The following is a 16,064-nucleotide window of genomic DNA, read 5'->3' as shown; positions in this document are numbered from 1 at the left end:
CGCTTACCGGGCCTACACGGTATCGTAGGCCCGGTAAGCGAAGCGCCACCGGGCAATTACATTACACGCCGATATTACGTAGTTTCTCCCCTCTCATCAGCTTGCGTTCAATATGCTCCAGGGTCACGCCCTTGGTTTCGGGGATCAGCCAGAAGGTCACACCGATAAACGCCACGTTCAGCACCGTATAGAGCCAGAAAGTGCCTGCCGCGCCAATCGCATCCAGCAGCGTCAGGAAGGTCGCGCCAATGATCATGTTCGACACCCAGTTGGTGGTGGTGGAACAGGTGATACCAAAGTCGCGGCATTTCAGCGGCTGTATTTCAGAGCACAGGATCCACACCACCGGCGCGGCGCTCATCGCGTAACCGGCGATACACATCATGGTCATGCCCACGGAGAGCCAGGAGAGGCCGCTTGACGCCGTGCCGTTATCGAACTGCATCAGGCAGTAGCCAAGGATTAAGGTGCCGAGCGCCATCACGCTAAAGCCAATTTTCAGGGCGGGTTTACGTCCGGCCTTATCAACGGTGAAAACCGCGATAAAGGTGGCGAACATAAAGGTCAGCCCCACCACCAGCGTGGCGATCATCTGCTGTTCGGTGGTGGTAAAACCGGCCATTTTAAAAATGCGCGGGGCGTAATACATAATGATGTTCATCCCCGTAAACTGCTGCATCGCCTGTAACAGCATGCCGAGGAACACCGCGCGGCGCACGTTGCGGTTCGCCTTAAACAGGGACCAGCCGCCCTGCTTCAGCTTCAGGCTTTCGCGGATTTCGTTCAGCTCTTCACGCGCTTTTTCAGACGTGTCGCGCAACATGCGCAGCACCTCTTCCGCCTCCACGTGACGCCCTTTTTGCGCCAGCCAGCGCGGGCTGTTCGGCAGGAAAATGACTAACACAATCAGCAGCAGCGCAGGCAGCGCCAGCACGCCAAGCATTGCCCGCCAGTTGCCGCTGTAGCTGAAGTACGTATCCGACAGAAACGCCAGCACGATACCGAGCGTCACCATCAGCTGATACATACTGATCATCTTCCCGCGCACGTTCTCACTTGCCATTTCAGAGAGATAAAGCGGCGCGGTGTAGGACGCGATACCCACCGCTACGCCAAGCAACACGCGTGAAAGCAGCAGCACTTCTATGTTTGTCGCAAACGCGGAGCCGATGGAGCCTGCGACGAACAGAATCGCCCCAACCATCAGGCTGTATTTGCGCCCGAGACGGAACGACAGCCAGCCGTTAAACAACGCGCCGATGGCCGCGCCCAGCATCATGCTGCTCACCACCCACTCTTGCAGGCGGTTGCTTAACGTAAAGTGGTCGGTAATAAAGGGCAGTGCGCCAGCGATAACGCCGATATCCAGACCAAACAGTAGACCGGCTACGGCGGCCGCAACAGAAACAAACTGGTTCATGCGTCGGGTATCGCGCAGCGCAGCGGGCATAAGGGTAGAGTCATTTATAGATGTCATAGTTTCCTGCCTCAACAGCGAAATTCGTTAAGTGAAATTACGAGATACCGGAAGAAAGTGTCAGGTCGGAACTGGTGAAGATATGGATTATTTCGCTACGACATACCGTTCTGTGATGGACATTACAATTTCAAATCAGGGTGGTTTAACCTTATTTTTTATTAATTAGTTAATATTTAAGCAATAAATGTGTGATACCCGTCATTTATTCCTTTTTAGTATGGATTTTTCATCTTTAAGGATATGGATAAAGCCAATTTTGGCGCAAAAAAAACCTCCACCCGAGGGCAGAGGTTCTTTATTAAGGCTGAATTAACGTGCCAGCCAGCCGCCGTCAACGGCGACGGTATAGCCGTTAATGTAATCCGAAGCCGGAGAAGCCAGGAACACAACCGGGCCCATCAGATCGCTCGGCAGACCCCAGCGACCCGCTGGAATACGTTCCAGAATTGCCGCGCTGCGCTCTTCATCAGCACGCAGCTGCTGGGTATTGTTGGTGGCCATGTAGCCCGGCGCAATCGCGTTGACGTTGATATTGTGCTGCGCCCACTCGTTCGCCAGCAGACGGGTCACGCCCATCACGGCGCTCTTCGATGCGGTGTAAGACGGTACGCGGATGCCGCCCTGGAAAGAGAGCATGGAGGCAATATTGATGATCTTCCCGCCTTTCCCCTGCGCGATGAAGTGCTTCGCAGCCGCCTGGGACATAAAGAACACGCTCTTGATGTTCAGGTTCATCACGTCGTCCCAGTCCGTTTCGCTGAAGTTAATCGCATCTTCACGGCGAATCAGGCCCGCATTGTTGACCAGAATATCGATATGCCCGAACTCCGCGACCGCGCGATCCAGCAGTTCAGGGATCGCATCGATTTTGCGCAGGTCCGCGGTCAGGCTCAGGAAACGACGGCCCAGCGCGGTGACGCGCTCGATGGTTTCCGTTGGCTCTACGATGTTAATCCCGACGATATCACAGCCCGCTTCCGCCAGACCTAACGCCATACCCTGCCCCAGCCCGGTGTCACACCCGGAAACCACAGCCACTTTACCCTGCAGAGAAAATGCATCCAGAATCATGTTTGTTCCTTAATCGTTCAGCGCCTGTCACCAACAGGCAGATGTATGCTTAACTGCCTGCGACTAGCGCAGATCCTTAACAGCGACGTGGTCCATGTCATCGAAGACCTGGTTTTCACCGACCATACCCCAGATAAAGGTATAAGCTTTCGTTCCCACGCCAGAGTGGATGGACCAGCTTGGCGAAATGACCGCCTGCTCGTTGTGCATCACGATATGGCGAGTTTCCTGCGGCTGTCCCATCATGTGGAACACGCAGGCATCTTCATCCATGTTGAAGTAGAAATAGACTTCCATGCGGCGCTCGTGGGTATGGCACGGCATGGTGTTCCACAGGTTGCCCGGCGCAAGCTCGGTCAGCCCCATGCTGAGCTGGCAAGTTTCCAGCACATCCGGTACGAAGTATTTATTGATGGTGCGGCGGTTGCTGGTGAGGTTGTCACCAAGGGTCACCGGGGCAACGTCCGCTGGCGTGACTTTTTTGGTTGGGTAAGTCGTATGAGCCGGGGCGCAGTTGTAGTAGAACTTCGCCGGTTTGCTGCCATCGATGCTGGCGAACACCACTTCTTTCGCGCCTTTTCCGACGTACAGCGCGTCACGGTGACCAATTTCGTAGCACTGGCCATCGACGGTTATGGTGCCCGGCCCGCCAATGTTAATCACGCCCAGTTCACGGCGTTCGAGGAAGTAGCTCACGCCCAGCTGTTTGCCCACTTCACCGCCCACGGAGACGGTTTTCGCCACCGGCATAATCCCGCCCACAATAATGCGGTCAATATGGCTGTAGACCATGGTGTACTTGTCGGCTTCGAACACTTGCTCAACTAAAAACTCACTGCGCAGCCCCTGAGTATCCAGCGTTTTTGCGTGCGCACTGTGGATGCTTTGTCTGACGTCCACGTAAACCTCCAGAATTGATCGTGCCCGAAGGCAAAGATGAATAACGAAACAATGTTCCGTTTTCGTGATGAACACATATTATCCCCTGTACATGGGGTTTTCAATTACATTTAAAACAACGTTTCATTTTTTCTGCATGTTTATGCCAGAAATGGTGTTTCGATCACGATAAATCTTTAAGCCCCTCAATCTGGCTAAAGAAACTGAGAATTTGCGCTGTCAGTCACACACAATGAAACGATGTTTTGATAATTTAACACCTAGTTTTCAACCTATATTACGCGTTCAAAGGAGTGCATTATGGCTAAAGGTATGCGGGTCAAGCTGAACTACGAGGTCAGCCGCGATCCGGATACAGGCGTGGAAGTTACCCGCCTGACCCCACCGGAAGTAACCTGTCATCGCAACTACTTTTACCAGAAGTGCTTCTTTAACGATGGCAGCCACCTGCTGTTCGCCGGGGAGTTCGACGGTCACTGGAACTATTACCTGCTGGATCTGAAAAACGCCGAAGCGGTGCAGCTGACCGAAGGCGCGGGCGATAACACCTTTGGCGGGTTCCTCTCTCCGGACGATCAATCCCTCTACTATGTGAAGAACGATCGCACCCTGCTTGAGGTGGATTTACAGACGCTGGCAGAGCGCGAAGTGTACCGCGTCCCGGAAGAGTGGGTTGGCTACGGCACCTGGGTCGCGAACAGCGACTGCACCAAACTGGTAGGTATTGAGATTGCCAGACGTGACTGGACGCCACTCAACGACTGGAAAATTTTCCACGACTTCTTCCACAAAGGGCCGCACTGCCGCCTGCTGCGCGTTGATCTAAAAACGGGTGAAAGCACCACCATCCATGACGAGAAGATCTGGCTGGGACATCCGATTTATCGCCCGTTCGATGACAATACCGTGGCCTTCTGTCATGAAGGGCCACACGACCTGGTTGACGCCCGCATGTGGCTGGTCAACGAAGATGGCAGCAACGTGCGGAAAGTGAAAACGCACGCGGAAGGGGAAAGCTGCACGCATGAATTTTGGGTGCCGGACGGGTCCGCGCTGATCTACGTCTCTTACCTGAAAGGTCAGCAAGGGCGCACCATCTCCCGCTTCAATCCGGACACCGGCGTGAATGAAGCGGTAATGAACATGCCCGCCTGTTCGCACCTGATGAGCAATGTTGACGGCACCATGCTGGTTGGCGACGGTTCCGGCACGCCTGTCGATGTGAAAGACACCGGCGGCTACACCATTGATAACGATCCTTATCTGTATGCCTTTGACGTGGCGAAGAAAGCCTATTACCGCATTGCCCGTCATGACACTTCCTGGGCTACGGTGGCGAACAGCCGCCAGGTAACCCACCCGCATCCGTCCTTCACGCCGGACGAAAAAGCGGTGCTGTACAGTTCCGATAAAGACGGCAAACCGGCCCTCTATATCGCGAAACTCCCCGAGCAACCTGAAATGTTGCATGCCTGAATGAGTTAGTGTTTCTGTAACTGGCCTTGCCCTCCGATTCGGAGGGCTTTTTTTTGGGTGATTGCGGCGCTTTTTGCCGGGTGGCGCTAACGCTTACCCGGCCTACGAAATGACTGATTGGAGAGAAAGTGTATGCCGGGTAAGCGCAGCACCACCCGGCATACGAAACGACGGAGTGGAAGGAAAGTGTAGGCCGGGTAAGCGCATCGCCATCCGGCATACGAAACGACGGAGTGGAAGGAAAGTGTAGGCCGGGTAAGCGCAGGGCCATCCCGCATACGAAACGACGGAGTAGAAGGAAAGTGTAGGCCGGGTAAGCGAAGCGCCACCCGGCGGTTTTTAGCGAAGAAGCTGGATTATCAGAAGGAGTACGCCACGCCTAAACGGAAACGGGTCTGGCGTTCGTCAGTGTCTTTAACCCCCACGTTGCCCACCTCAACATACGGTGCCCAGTTTTTATCCCATTTGTAGGCCAGCTTGGCGTTATATTCATTGGAATAATCTTTATTGTTATTTCGGGCCACGCCTTCAGAGCTTTTCGCGTAAACATAGTTCAGCTCGGTACGCCAGTCACCTAATACCCAACCGACCCACGCATCACCACGGTTAACTTTATCATCGTCCTTATTTGAGCTTGACGGGTAGCGGGTATATTCATAACGGTAACGCGCGGCCACGTAGAAGCCATTATCGAAACTATATTGCACATGCAGATTCGGTTTATAAATGGTACGACTGTCTGTGCTTTCAATCGTAAACGCAGGCGTCATGGCGATATTGTCTGTCGCTTTCCAGCGCCAGCTAATCTGATCTTCGTGACCGTTCCCCACCACATCCGCGAATGGCTGATCTGCCTTGTCCCCGCCTGATTTCCACTTCGCCTCGACTGAAAAACCGAAGCCATTGTCAAAGCGGTGCGAGACGGCAACACGGTCGGCATTCGAGCCGCTGTCAATATATTCGTGACGCAGATCGACGGTAACGGCGCTAGCCGCAAAAGAGGCACTAATAAGGGAAGCAAGGAGCAGAGATTTCTTAAACATGAAAAAACCCTCAATTAAAATAATGTTTCGTTTTTATGAAACTTGAGTTTATTTTTTATGCACCGTTATTTTAGTGACAAGGATCGAAATTATTTGTTTCATTTTTTTTGGCAAAGATCGACGTGAACCTCATCAACAAAAAAGGCGTATAACGCATAAATTCCAGGCGTGAGATCACACTAAGAACTTCACAAAGCGAATAATTCACCGCGCAATAATTATTGTGAGCTTAAGAAAGAACGCAGAAGTGTTAAAAAAGGATTATGCGGACATAAAAAAACCTCCCGAGGGAGGCTTTCTGTGCGCAGAGGGGGAAATTACCGTTCGATAGCCAGGGCTACCCCCTGCCCTCCGCCAATGCAGAGCGTTGCGATCCCTTTTCGGGCGTTACGCTTTTTCATTTCGTGGACTAGCGACACCAGAATGCGGCAGCCGGAAGCGCCAATAGGATGACCGAGCGCGATCGCACCGCCGTTGACGTTGACCCGTAGCGGATCCCATTCCAGCATTTTCCCGACCGATATCGCCTGTGCAGCAAAGGCTTCATTGACTTCAATCAGATCTACATCGATCAGCTGCCAGCCCGCCCGCTCAAGACAGCGGCGCGTGGCATAGACCGGGGCGATCCCCATTAACGCAGGATCAACACCCACGCTGGCAAACGCTTTGATGCGCGCCAGTACCGGCAGCGCCAGCTCCTGGGCTTTGCTTTCACTCATCATCATCACCGCCGCCGCACCGTCGTTAATGGAGGATGCGTTACCTGCCGTTACAGAACCGAGCGTTTCGAAGGCCGGATCGAGTTTTGCCAGCCCTTCTGCGCTGGCATCGGTGCGCGGCTGCTCGTCGGTATCAACGATGAGCGCTTCGCCGTTCTGGCGTTGGGTACTGACCGGGACAATTTCATCGCGAAAACGGCCGGAGTCGATCGCTGCACGCGCTTTTTGCTGCGAGCTAAGCGCATACGCATCCTGAAGCTCGCGGCTGATGCCGTATTCCCGCGCCAGGTTTTCCGCCGTTACGCCCATATGGTAGTCGTTGAAGGCGTCCCACAGCCCGTCATGAACCAGGCTGTCAAGCAGCTGACTGTTCCCGAGCTGCGCGCCGGTCCGGCTGTCGGTCAGGACATGCGGGGCGCGGCTCATGTTTTCCTGCCCTCCGGCAATGACCACGTCCGCTTCACCGCACTGGATGGCCTGCGTCGCAAGATGGAGCGCTTTCAAACCTGAACCACAGACGTCGTTGATGGTAATCGCCGAAACGGTGTTAGGCAGGCCGCCCTTCAGCGCCGCCTGGCGCGCAGGGTTTTGTCCCGCGCCCGCGGTCAGCACCTGGCCGAGGATCACCTCATCAATTTCATGTGCGGCAACCCCGCTGCGTTCCACCAGCGCTCTTACCACCACGCTGCCGAGATCAACCGCAGAGTGACGCGCAAGCGCTCCCTGAAAACAGCCGATAGCCGTACGTAACGCACCCACTATAACGACATCTTTCATCACGACCTCTGTGCAAAATGACATGACGATAGTAGAGGATTGTTATCAACAATTGACGCAAATGTTTAAAATTAGTGAGTTTAGTCACAGGATTATCGTGCGTCCTGCAAGTACTGGCGCAGCCAGCTTCCGGCGACGCCGGGCGGGGTTCTTTTGTTCCATACCAGATCGATGGCAATCGACCTCGGCCAACCCGGCACGTTCAGCTGCACCAGCGATTTCGATGCGGCAAATTCGTCGACCAGCGCGCAGGGTAACGCGCACCAGCCAAAGCCCTGAACCGCCATGCTTAGCAGCAGCAGGTAGTTCGGCGCAGACCAGACCGGCCCGCGCGCAAGGGGCGCTTCCCGTTCAAGATAGGTACTCAGCCGCAGCTCGCGCCAGCCATGCAGCTCGTCCGCCTGCGTCTCATGTTGCCCTGCCAGAGGATGTCCGGCAGAAACGTAAATAGCCATACGCGTCTGCATAGGCAGGCGGGTCGCGCCAATATCGGTCGGGTAGCTGTCGCGTGCTTCCGTCAGGCCAATTTGCGCCCGCTCCTTTTGCAGCAGATCGATCACGTCCTCCTCTTCCCCAATCAGACACTCGAATTCGGTGTGCGGAAAACGCTGGTCGAACTGGCTCATCATCTCTTCCAGTACGGCCGGGTTAAGCGTATCGGAGAGAACAAAGGTAAAACGCGCCTCCGTTTGCGCCGTTAAGGATACGGCCAGCTCATCAAGGCGCGCGCTGGCGGCGAGGATTGACTGGACATAGCCCAGCACCTGTTCACCCTGGGCGGTTAACACCGGGTGACGCGCCGAGCGATCAAACAGCTCAAAGCCAAGGTCAGCTTCAAGGTTGGCGATGGAGGTGCTGATGGTGGACTGGCTTTTACGCAGCCGTCGTGCCGCAGCTGAAAACGAACCTGCGGCGACAGTTTCAACAAACGCGGTCAGTGCTTCGGGAGAATAACGCATGATGTATCTACTTTATCGATGGATACCATCTTTTATATATCACCTTAAGCGATAAGAATAGGCCGCATCAACGCCCATACTGGCGTCTTTATGAGGTAAATATGCAACATCAGGATGCACTCCAACGTAAATTGCCGGAGCGGATCTTCCATGCCGTCTGTTTTGAAGGTATTGCTACGGCGATCCTCGCCCCTACGGCCGCGTGGCTAATGCAGCGCTCGGTGGTTGAAATGGGGGGGCTCACTATTATTCTGGCGACCACGGCAATGCTCTGGAACATTATCTATAACTTTGGCTTCGACCGTTTCTGGCCCGTTCAGCGGGTGAAGCGCACGGCAAAAGTGCGCGCCCTGCATGCGCTGGGTTTTGAATGCGGCTTTATTGTGATTGGCGTAACCATCGTTGCCGCCGTGCTGGGCGTGACGCTGCTCCAGGCCTTCACGCTGGAGATTGGTTTCTTCCTGTTCTTCCTGCCGTACACCATGCTCTACAACTGGGCGTATGACACCCTGCGGGAGAAAATTATCAAGCGCCGCCAGCAACGTCGCGCCCTGGCAAGCGAATGACCTTCCGGCCGGAGACCTTCTCCGTCCCAACCCCAGCGAAGCAACGGCGACCTCAACGCATAATTATGGTAAATTGCACTCCTTTTTGTTCGTTTTATAGTTGATACGTTGCTCTAATGTCGAAAATTTGGTCAAAAGAAGAGACTCTCTGGAGTTTCGCCCTCTACGGCACTGCCGTGGGCGCAGGAACCCTGTTCTTGCCCATTCAGCTCGGCTCTGCTGGCGCAATTGTCCTGCTGATCACCGCCCTTGTGGCGTATCCCTTAACCTACTGGCCGCATAAAGCGCTGGCGCAATTTATTCTGTCGTCGAAGACGAAAGGCAACGAAGGGATCACCGGTGCCGTTTCCCATTACTACGGCAAAAAGATCGGCAACCTCATCACCACGCTCTATTTCGTGGCCTTCTTTGTGGTGGTTCTGATTTACGCGGTGGCGATAACCAACTCACTTACTGAACAGCTGGCGAAACGGATGACGGTGGATACCAGCGTGCGGATGCTGGTGAGTTTTGGCGTGGTGCTGATTTTGAATCTGATCTTCCTGATGGGGCGGCACATCACCATTAAGGTGATGGGTTTCCTTGTCTTTCCGCTGATCGCCTATTTCCTGTTTGTCTCGCTGTATCTGACGGGCAGCTGGCAGCCGTCGCTGCTGACCAGCCAGATGGCCTTCGACCAGCATACGCTGCACCAGGTGTGGATATCGATCCCGGTGATGGTTTTCGCTTTTAGCCATACCCCGATCATCTCGACCTTCGCCGTAGATCGTCGCGAGAAATACGGTGAAGAGGCTATGGGTAAATGCAAAAAAATCATGAAAGTGGCGTACCTGATCATCTGCCTCAGCGTGCTGTTCTTTGTGTTCAGCTGCCTGCTTTCGATTCCACCGTCCTATATCGTGGCGGCAAAAGAGGAAGGGGTGACGATCCTGTCCGCGCTGTCGATGATGCCTTCATCCCCGGCATGGCTGGGCATTTCCGGCATTATCGTGGCAATTATAGCGATGTCGAAATCGTTCCTTGGCACCTATTTTGGCGTGATTGAAGGGGCAACGGAAATTGTGAAATCGTCGCTGAATCAGGTGGGTGTGAAGAAAAGTCGTGCCTTTAACCGCGCGGTTTCGATTCTCGGCGTGTCGCTGATTACCTTTGCGGTCTGCTGCATCAACCCGAATGCGATCTCCATGATTTACGCCATCAGCGGTCCGCTTATCGCCATGATCCTGTTCATCATGCCGACGCTGTCGACGTACCTGATCCCGTCGTTAAAACCGTACCGCTCCATCGGTAACCTGCTGACGCTGATTGTGGGTGTGCTGTGTGTGTCGGTGATGTTTGTCGGTTGAGTGTGCTGCCCGGCGCAATGCCGGGCATCTGTTTTACGCCCGAATATCGTCATACTCCCGCGTATTATCAAACTCATGCTTCGCAAACGGACACAGCGGGATAATTTTACGGTTCTCCCCGCGCATCTTCTCTACCACCTTCGCCACCAGCTGCTTACCCACACCCTGCCCTTTCAGGCTCGGATCCACATCGGTGTGCTCGATGATGCTCAGATGCTCGCCGGTCGGGACAAAGACGATCTCCGCAACCTGATTGCCTTCGGCGTCGTTGACATAAAACTTGTTATGGCCTTCAAGAATATCCATGGTTCCTCACTTATTTTAGGCGGTACTTCAGCGCACCGCTCGGGCAGGTATCAATTACGCGCGCAACAGTTTCTGCATCCACTTCATCCGGTGCAATCCAGGGTTTACGCTTCAGGTCGAACAGCGCCGCGCTGCCGCGTACGCAGTTGCCCGAGTGTTTGCAGATCCCTGTGTTGAAGTAGACATCGATTTTCTCACCGGTATAGGCCCGGTACCCTGCATCCAGTAGCTCCTGATCCATGACATTGCCTCTGTAATTATTGTGGTGACAAATGCAGCATACCCTCACCCGATCCGCCTGACCACGTCAAAAACGACGATCGGATACACTGTTTCGGCTCGTTATTTTACTTTTCGCTTAAGACTATTCCGATTATAAAGACTCAGGTCGGCAAGATATATTTTTGCGCTACGTCAATTCTTGTAATCATTTCCGCCGCGTTCATATTAAGATTATTAGCTAAGCGGAATCCTAACGACACAAGTTATTTCCCCCTAAGCAATGGATTTACTTCCGATTTTCAAAAATCGTAACGAAGCGGTATTTTCCCCGCATCTCTGGAAATGGCGCAAAACAACCCAGACAGGAAATTTGACTCTTCTCACATAACGACTAATGTTAATTTCTGAACGACAACTGATACGAATTACTTATCGTATCACCTGACATAAACGCAACATGAGGGTTGATATATGGCAGAGCAACATCGTGGTGGTTCCGGTAATTTCGCGCAAGACCGTGAAAAAGCATCAGAAGCTGGACGTAAAGGCGGCCAGCACAGCGGCGGTAATTTCAAAAACGATCCGCAACGCGCATCTGAAGCGGGTAAGAAAGGGGGACAGAACAGTCACGGCGGGGGCCGTAAATCTGATAACTCCTGATCTTATTTAAAGCTCTTATAAATATACCGAGAGCATGCTGCGAGCCCGTCGGCTCGCAGTACCTTCCCTTTATTTCACTGGAGCGAAAATATGAATATGAAAACTGTTGAAGATGTATTTATTCACCTGTTATCCGACACCTACAGCGCTGAGAAGCAGCTGACCCGCGCTCTAAGTAAATTAGCTCGCGCCGCATCCAGCGAGAAGTTGAGTGCCGCGTTCACGGCCCACCTCGAAGAGACTCAGGGACAAATCGAGCGTATCGATCAGATTATTGAGCAGGAATCCGGCCTCAAACTGAAGCGCATGAAATGCGTTGCGATGGAAGGCTTAATTGAAGAAGCCAACGAAGTTATTGAGAGCACTGAGAAAAATGAAGTGCGTGACGCTGCATTAATTGCCGCAGCTCAGAAAGTTGAACATTACGAAATTGCCAGCTACGGCACCCTGGCCACCCTGGCTGAACAATTAGGCTATAAAAAAGCCGTTAAACTTCTTGCCGAAACGCTGGAAGAAGAAAAAGAAACCGATCTCAAATTAACCGATCTGGCTGTCGGCAATATTAATCAAAAAGCCCAGAAAGGATAAATATTAATTTGATGAGCATCAGCACCAACAATTAACCAGATAATAAATCACAGGAGTTAATTATGAATCATGTAGAACACTACCATGATTGGCTACGCGATGCCCATGCGATGGAAAAGCAAGCCGAATCCATGCTGGAATCAATGGCCAGCCGTATTGATAATTATCCCGACTTACGTGCACGAATTGAACAACACGTTAATGAAACTAAACACCAAATTACCGTGCTGGAAGAAATTCTCGACCGCAATAATATTTCCCGTTCGGTCATAAAAGATTCCATGAGCAAAATGGCGGCGCTCGGCCAGTCCATTGGCGGCATGTTCCCTTCCGACGAAATTGTTAAAGGCTCCATCAGCGGCTACGTTTTTGAGCAGTTTGAAATTGCCTGCTACACCTCTCTGCTGGCCGCGGCCAAACAAGCGGGCGATACCGCCTCCATTCCAGCCATTGAATCCATTCTGGAAGAAGAGCGCCAGATGGCGGACTGGCTGATTCAACATATTCCACAGACGACGGAACAGTTCCTGCTGCGCTCCGACGCGGACGGCGTTGAAGCGAAAAAATAACGGAAGAGGGAGAAACTATGTTTCGACACGTAAAACAGCTGCAATACACGGTACGCGTAGCCGAACCGAATCCGGGTCTGGCTAATCTTCTGCTTGAGCAGTTTGGCGGGCCACAGGGCGAACTTGCCGCGGCATGTCGTTACTTTACGCAAGGATTGAGCGACGACGATCCCGGTCGTAAAGATATGCTGATGGATATCGCGACCGAGGAGTTAAGTCACCTGGAAATTATCGGCACCCTGGTGGGTATGCTTAATAAGGGTGCGAAAGGTGAACTGGCGGAAGGCGTTGAAAATGAAGCGGAGCTGTACCGGTCCATGACCGAAAACGGCAACGACAGTCATATCACTTCCCTGCTCTACGGGGGCGGTACTCCGCTCACTAACTCCGCAGGCGTACCGTGGACGGCGGCGTACGTGGATACCATTGGCGAACCCACCGCGGATCTGCGCTCTAACATTGCGGCCGAGGCGCGCGCCAAAATTATCTACGAACGGCTTATTAACGTAACGGACGATCCAGGTGTTAAAGATGCACTGGCGTTTTTAATGACGCGTGAGGCAGCACACCAGCTTTCGTTTGAGAAGGCGCTCCAGTCAATCCGTAACAACTTCCCACCGGGTAAATTGCCGCCAATCGAAGAGTACACCAACAAGTACTACAATATGTCTGAGGGGGGAGAAGTTCGCGGAAGCTGGAACAGCGATAAGCACTTCGACTACGTGGAATCTCCTCAGCCAGCGGTCGATGGCGGTGACGGCGGCGCAAGCGTAACGCTCACAACAGAGCAGGCTACGCTGGTCAAAGCAATGTGCGCACGTACGAAATCCGATCCTAAAGCCGATCCGCTTACCGGTGCCGAGCTTGGCGCGGGTAAGAAAAAACCGTAACCGGTTTTGCCAGGCAGCCTGAGGCTGTCTGGCAATGCCTTGTGGGCTATCAGTTCCAGAGGTACGGAGCATGTTCGAGCTTGATGCGTTTCATCTGGCCAGGATACAGTTCGCCTTTACCGTCTCTTTCCATATTCTCTTTCCGGCAATCACCATCGGGCTTGCGAGCTATCTGGTGGTTCTCGAGGGCATGTGGCTTCGCACAAAAAATGATGTCTGGCGCTCGCTTTACCATTTCTGGCTGAAAATTTTCGCCGTTAACTTTGGTATGGGCGTGGTTTCCGGGCTGGTAATGGCTTACCAGTTTGGGACTAACTGGAGCGGATTTTCCCAGTTCGCAGGCAGCATAACCGGCCCTCTGCTCACTTATGAAGTCTTAACCGCCTTCTTCCTCGAAGCCGGTTTCCTGGGCGTGATGTTGTTCGGCTGGAACAAGGTCGGCCCCGGCCTGCACTTCTTTGCCACCTGCATGGTAGCGCTGGGCACGCTGATGTCCACCTTCTGGATCCTCGCCTCCAACAGCTGGATGCACACCCCGCAGGGCTTCAGTATTCAGAACGGTCAGGTCATTCCCGAAGACTGGCTGGCCATTATTTTTAACCCCTCATTCCCTTACCGTCTGATCCATATGTCCATCGCCGCCTTCCTGTGCAGCGCCTTGTTTGTGGGCGCGTCCGGGGCATGGCATCTGCTGCGCGGCAACGACACGCCCGCTATTCGCAAAATGTTCTCCATGGCCATGTGGATGGCGCTGCTGGTCGCGCCCATCCAGGCAGTCGTTGGGGATATGCACGGCCTGAATACGCTTGAGCATCAGCCTGCCAAAATCGCCGCGATTGAAGGCCACTGGGAAAATCCGCCCGGCGAGGCTACCCCGCTGCTGCTGTTCGGCGTACCGGATATGGAGGAGGAGCGCACCAAATACGGGCTTGAAATTCCGGCGCTCGGCAGCCTGATCCTGACGCACAGCCTGGATAAACAGGTCCCGGCGCTGAAAGATTTTCCGAAAGAGGACCGCCCGAACTCGCTCATCGTCTTCTGGTCTTTCCGCATTATGGTCGGCATGGGGCTGCTGATGATTACGCTTGGTGTGCTGAGCGTCTGGCTGCGCTATCGCCGCCGACTCTATCACTCGCGACCATTCCACTGGTTTGCCCTGTTCATGGGGCCAGCCGGACTGCTTGCGCTGCTCGCCGGGTGGGTCACCACCGAAGTGGGCCGCCAGCCGTGGGTCGTCTACGGCTATCTGCGCACGATAGATGCGGTGTCTCTGCACAGCACGTTGCAGATGAGCATCAGCCTGCTGGCCTTTATCGTGGTCTACTGTTCAGTATTTGGCGTGGGTTATGTTTATCTCGCCCGGTTGATAAAGAAAGGGCCGCAGCCTGTCGGCACGCTAACGTCTAATACGTCGGGCACCCCTGCCCGTCCGCTGTCCGCCGCCGAGTCTGTTCCGGAAGAGGAGAAGATCTGATGGGCGTCGATATCCCGGTCATCTGGTTTGCCATTATTGTCTTCGCCACGCTGATGTACATCATCATGGACGGTTTCGATCTCGGTATCGGCATGCTGTTCAGCTTTGTGGGCGATGCCAAAGAACGCGACGTGATGGTGAACAGCGTCGCACCGGTCTGGGACGGAAATGAAACCTGGCTGGTTCTCGGCGGCGCAGGGTTGTTCGGCGCGTTTCCGCTGGCCTACGCGGTGATTATCGATGCCCTGACCATCCCGCTGACGGCCATGCTGATCGGGCTCATATTCCGCGGCGTGGCGTTTGAGTTTCGCTTTAAGGCGACCCCTTCCCACCGCAAATTCTGGGACTATTCTTTTGCTGGCGGTTCCCTGCTGGCAACCTTCAGCCAGGGGATCGTGGTCGGCGCGATGATCAACGGCTTTGACGTGGAAGGGCGACGCTTTGTGGGCTCCTCGCTGGACTGGTTAACCCCGTTTAACCTGTTCTGCGGGCTGGGTTTGATTGTCGCCTATACCCTGCTGGCTACCACATGGCTGATCATGAAAAGCGAAGGCGCGCTGCAAAACCGGATGCGTGAGCTGACCCGGCACGTGCTGCTGGCACTGATCGCCGTTATTGCGGTGGTGAGTATCTGGACCCCGCTCGGCTGGCAGTTTGTCGCCGAGCGCTGGTTTACACTGCCTAACTTCTTCTGGTTCCTGCCGGTTCCGGTTCTGGTGGCGGTATTCAGCCTATGGATCTGGCGGCTGACGCGCAATCCCGACAGCCATGCCCGTCCGTTCCTGTTAACGCTGGGCCTGATTTTCCTCGGCTTTAGCGGACTGGGCATCAGCCTGTGGCCACACATTATCCCGCCGCACATCACACTGTGGGAAGCCGCCGCACCGCCTGCCAGCCAGCTGTTTATGCTGATCGGCACGCTGTTAATCATCCCGGTGATCCTGGTTTACACCGCCTGGAGCTACTACGTCTTCCGGGGCAAAGTGTCTGATACCGAAGGTTATCACTAAGGATTGCT

17 protein-coding genes are annotated in these 16,064 nt (G+C 53.9%); 9 read left to right on the top strand and 8 right to left on the bottom strand.

The window, feature by feature from the left end; genetic code table 11:
• Positions 1 to 61: 61 nt before the first annotated feature.
• The 3 genes from ACOT0L_RS01855 to kduI all read right to left on the bottom strand — a co-directional run bounded on the left by ACOT0L_RS01855 (position 62) and on the right by kduI (position 3,451).
• On the bottom strand, positions 62 to 1,477 hold the full coding sequence (locus tag ACOT0L_RS01855) for a sugar porter family MFS transporter (RefSeq protein WP_023298523.1): 1,416 nt from the start codon (positions 1,475 to 1,477) through the stop codon (positions 62 to 64).
• 312 nt (positions 1,478 to 1,789) lie between these two features.
• On the bottom strand, positions 1,790 to 2,551 hold the full coding sequence (gene kduD / locus ACOT0L_RS01850; RefSeq protein WP_003862835.1) for a 2-dehydro-3-deoxy-D-gluconate 5-dehydrogenase KduD: 762 nt from the start codon (positions 2,549 to 2,551) through the stop codon (positions 1,790 to 1,792).
• Between the two features lie 63 nt (positions 2,552 to 2,614).
• Complete coding sequence (gene kduI / locus ACOT0L_RS01845) at positions 2,615 to 3,451, bottom strand: 5-dehydro-4-deoxy-D-glucuronate isomerase (protein WP_017382863.1); 837 nt, start codon at positions 3,449 to 3,451, stop codon at positions 2,615 to 2,617.
• Positions 3,452 to 3,751: 300 nt separating this feature from the next.
• Between kduI and ACOT0L_RS01840 the strand changes: the two genes are divergently transcribed.
• Positions 3,752 to 4,927, top strand: coding sequence for an oligogalacturonate lyase family protein (locus ACOT0L_RS01840; protein ID WP_023298524.1), 1,176 nt, complete (start codon positions 3,752 to 3,754; stop codon positions 4,925 to 4,927).
• 359 nt (positions 4,928 to 5,286) lie between these two features.
• On the opposite strand, the gene ACOT0L_RS01835 is transcribed toward ACOT0L_RS01840, so the two are convergent.
• The 3 genes from ACOT0L_RS01835 to ACOT0L_RS01825 form a co-directional block, all read right to left on the bottom strand.
• Positions 5,287 to 5,970 carry an oligogalacturonate-specific porin KdgM family protein gene (locus tag ACOT0L_RS01835; RefSeq protein WP_126315152.1) on the bottom strand — a complete coding sequence of 228 codons (684 nt, stop codon included), beginning with the start codon at positions 5,968 to 5,970 and terminating at the stop codon, positions 5,287 to 5,289.
• A gap of 317 nt (positions 5,971 to 6,287) precedes the next feature.
• Positions 6,288 to 7,466, bottom strand: coding sequence for an acetyl-CoA C-acetyltransferase (locus ACOT0L_RS01830; RefSeq protein WP_126502680.1), 1,179 nt, complete (start codon positions 7,464 to 7,466; stop codon positions 6,288 to 6,290).
• Positions 7,467 to 7,558: 92 nt separating this feature from the next.
• Complete coding sequence (locus ACOT0L_RS01825; protein ID WP_038416634.1) at positions 7,559 to 8,425, bottom strand: LysR family transcriptional regulator; 867 nt, start codon at positions 8,423 to 8,425, stop codon at positions 7,559 to 7,561.
• A gap of 101 nt (positions 8,426 to 8,526) precedes the next feature.
• Here ACOT0L_RS01825 and ACOT0L_RS01820 point away from each other — a divergent pair, with 101 nt between their 5' ends.
• Positions 8,527 to 8,991 carry a multidrug/biocide efflux PACE transporter gene (locus ACOT0L_RS01820; protein WP_022651793.1) on the top strand — a complete coding sequence of 155 codons (465 nt, stop codon included), beginning with the start codon at positions 8,527 to 8,529 and terminating at the stop codon, positions 8,989 to 8,991.
• A 116-nt stretch (positions 8,992 to 9,107) separates the two neighbouring features.
• Positions 9,108 to 10,337, top strand: coding sequence for an amino acid permease (locus tag ACOT0L_RS01815; protein WP_022649259.1), 1,230 nt, complete (start codon positions 9,108 to 9,110; stop codon positions 10,335 to 10,337).
• Between the two features lie 33 nt (positions 10,338 to 10,370).
• On the opposite strand, the gene ACOT0L_RS01810 is transcribed toward ACOT0L_RS01815, so the two are convergent.
• Both ACOT0L_RS01810 and yjdI read right to left on the bottom strand, forming a co-directional pair.
• A complete protein-coding gene (locus ACOT0L_RS01810) occupies positions 10,371 to 10,643 on the bottom strand; it encodes a GNAT family N-acetyltransferase (RefSeq protein ID WP_006811846.1) in 273 nt (90 codons plus the stop codon).
• Between the two features lie 10 nt (positions 10,644 to 10,653).
• The gene (yjdI, locus tag ACOT0L_RS01805; RefSeq protein WP_022649260.1) at positions 10,654 to 10,884 is read right to left on the bottom strand and encodes a 4Fe-4S mono-cluster protein YjdI; all 231 of its coding nucleotides are present in this window, start codon (positions 10,882 to 10,884) and stop codon (positions 10,654 to 10,656) included.
• 452 nt (positions 10,885 to 11,336) lie between these two features.
• Here yjdI and ACOT0L_RS01800 point away from each other — a divergent pair, with 452 nt between their 5' ends.
• From ACOT0L_RS01800 to cydB, 6 genes are all read left to right on the top strand, one after another.
• Positions 11,337 to 11,525, top strand: a complete 189-nt coding sequence (locus tag ACOT0L_RS01800; protein WP_022649261.1) for a general stress protein — start codon at positions 11,337 to 11,339, stop codon at positions 11,523 to 11,525.
• A 90-nt stretch (positions 11,526 to 11,615) separates the two neighbouring features.
• Entirely contained in the window at positions 11,616 to 12,113 is a 498-nt protein-coding gene (locus ACOT0L_RS01795; protein ID WP_003862851.1) for a ferritin-like domain-containing protein, read from the top strand.
• Positions 12,114 to 12,175: 62 nt separating this feature from the next.
• A complete protein-coding gene (locus tag ACOT0L_RS01790) occupies positions 12,176 to 12,682 on the top strand; it encodes a ferritin-like domain-containing protein (RefSeq protein ID WP_022649262.1) in 507 nt (168 codons plus the stop codon).
• 17 nt (positions 12,683 to 12,699) lie between these two features.
• Positions 12,700 to 13,572 carry a manganese catalase family protein gene (locus ACOT0L_RS01785; RefSeq protein ID WP_022649263.1) on the top strand — a complete coding sequence of 291 codons (873 nt, stop codon included), beginning with the start codon at positions 12,700 to 12,702 and terminating at the stop codon, positions 13,570 to 13,572.
• 70 nt (positions 13,573 to 13,642) lie between these two features.
• Positions 13,643 to 15,046 carry a cytochrome ubiquinol oxidase subunit I gene (locus ACOT0L_RS01780; protein WP_063147423.1) on the top strand — a complete coding sequence of 468 codons (1,404 nt, stop codon included), beginning with the start codon at positions 13,643 to 13,645 and terminating at the stop codon, positions 15,044 to 15,046.
• Positions 15,046 to 16,056, top strand: a complete 1,011-nt coding sequence (gene cydB / locus ACOT0L_RS01775) for a cytochrome d ubiquinol oxidase subunit II (protein ID WP_022649265.1) — start codon at positions 15,046 to 15,048, stop codon at positions 16,054 to 16,056. The genes ACOT0L_RS01780 and cydB overlap by 1 nt, the downstream gene beginning before the upstream one ends.
• The last annotated feature ends 8 nt before the right edge of the window (positions 16,057 to 16,064 follow it).

Origin of the sequence: Enterobacter cloacae complex sp. XAL002 (genome assembly GCF_049236805.1) — a bacterium.
Lineage (GTDB): Bacteria > Pseudomonadota > Gammaproteobacteria > Enterobacterales > Enterobacteriaceae > Enterobacter > Enterobacter intestinihominis.
The sequence above is the reverse complement of the archived record's forward strand: the minus strand, read 5'-3'. Positions and strand labels throughout refer to the sequence as shown.